The organism is Roseibium sp. RKSG952 (genome assembly GCF_009711355.1).
Genome location: NZ_SMMF01000508.1, coordinates 1 through 1,461, shown reverse-complemented (window position 1 = coordinate 1,461; position 1,461 = coordinate 1). Strand labels below are relative to the sequence as shown.

At 53.3% G+C, this 1,461-nt stretch carries 3 protein-coding genes; all 3 read right to left on the bottom strand.

Annotation, left to right across the window (positions count from 1 at the left end):
• Positions 1-292, bottom strand: a 292-nt coding sequence (locus tag E1297_RS49615; RefSeq protein WP_209015586.1) for a hypothetical protein, incomplete at its 3' end; no start/stop codon positions are given.
• 349 nt (positions 293-641) lie between these two features.
• Complete coding sequence (locus E1297_RS01860; protein WP_155133167.1) at positions 642-1,031, bottom strand: hypothetical protein; 390 nt, start codon at positions 1,029-1,031, stop codon at positions 642-644.
• Between the two features lie 30 nt (positions 1,032-1,061).
• The coding region (locus E1297_RS01855) for a competence protein CoiA (protein ID WP_256372677.1) at positions 1,062-1,461 on the bottom strand (400 nt) is incomplete at its 5' end.

The window sequence follows — 1,461 nt, the reverse complement described above, 5'->3', positions numbered from 1 at the left end:
TATCCACGTCGCTGTCCATGGAGAAATCTCTGCGGGCAAGCGAACCGACTAATTTTGCCTCGACCCCGAGCGCGCGCAGATGCTCGATCGCCCGCCCGGCTGCTGCGGGGACGTCTGCAAATTTTCGAGACTGTATGCGCTTGCTTACGTTCAACAAAAGCCTACTGCTCATAACTTCAACCAAGTCATCTTTACCACGAAAATGATAGTCTTGGGTTCCGCATTCAACAACGTTGTAATGTCGGCTCACCATGATGCCCCTAAAGAAATCGCAACAAATTTGTCCCGACATCCGCGAAACTCCCACCGTCTGTGACCAGAAATACCAAAGAGACCAGCACAGTTGGGTGAGCCTTAAATTTCTTGATCAGCACTGAGCGACGGATTTTTAGCTTTTGGAATTCCATGAATTTTCCTCACTTAAATTATTATTGGAAGATCATGTGAATGCCGGGTGCATCAGATCAAGCGTCTTGGAAAGGCACTGGGTACCTCGGAAATTAGGTTGATTTCTTAGGCGGCCAAACCTTCCTTAGGTCGTAAGACCTAAGGGTATCACCGGCAATGAACGGCCAACAGAGTTCCTGAAAAATTTTCGGAAAATTTCTTATTTCACGACTTCGCCGGCGAAAGAGGTTGTCTCAATCAACGACGAACGTCGCCGTTCGCCCTTCGGGCCAAGCGTAATCACTCGTTCGAAACGATTTCCGGAAGGACGTTTTCACCCTCAGCTGGTCCCAGGAACACGGCCCTATCAGGGTCAGCTCCTTGTATCGTTTGGACCAGCGGAAATAGCCCCCTCCAGAGTTTTCCTCACCGCCTTCGGAATACCAGGAGGACTCCTCGACCCAGATCTCGTGGCCTGCCAATCGGGCATACCAAAGCTGCTTGTCGATCGGATCGTACATCCACATGCCGTCGCCGCCGTGGAACCCGTGCACCCATCGTTCGAATGGTCTCGGAGAATATTTCTCGACCAACAATTCGTGAGGCGACTTCCAGCTTCCGTTCTCCCAGACTGACGGCTTCAAAAACGGTATCCAAATCTGTGCGATTCCCGCTTAGGCATAAGAGAATGCCCGGGCTTCGATCTCGTTCACGGAGATCGGCGTATGTTGGAGCTCAAACGCGACCTGGAACCCGTTCGGTTTCCAGGCCATAACGTCCGCCCGCCGATCGCCCGTCAGCGTTTCCACGACGAACTCGACTTCAGCGCGTATACCTCGACCTGTGAAGGACTGCGCAAGCTCGGTCTTTGCCCGAAGGTGGGCCTGCGTTTCTCCTTTCGCCCATGTGCAGTTTGTCGGCGGCTTATGGGCGAAGTGGTGAACGACCCTGCGTCCTTTTTTGAGGATCAGCAGCCCACGGCAGGCGGGGCAACGGTATTCAGCACCACGTAAGGCCGCCAATGCGGAGATGCGTGTTTCATTCTTAACGTCTTCCCCGCCCTGAAGGATGGGG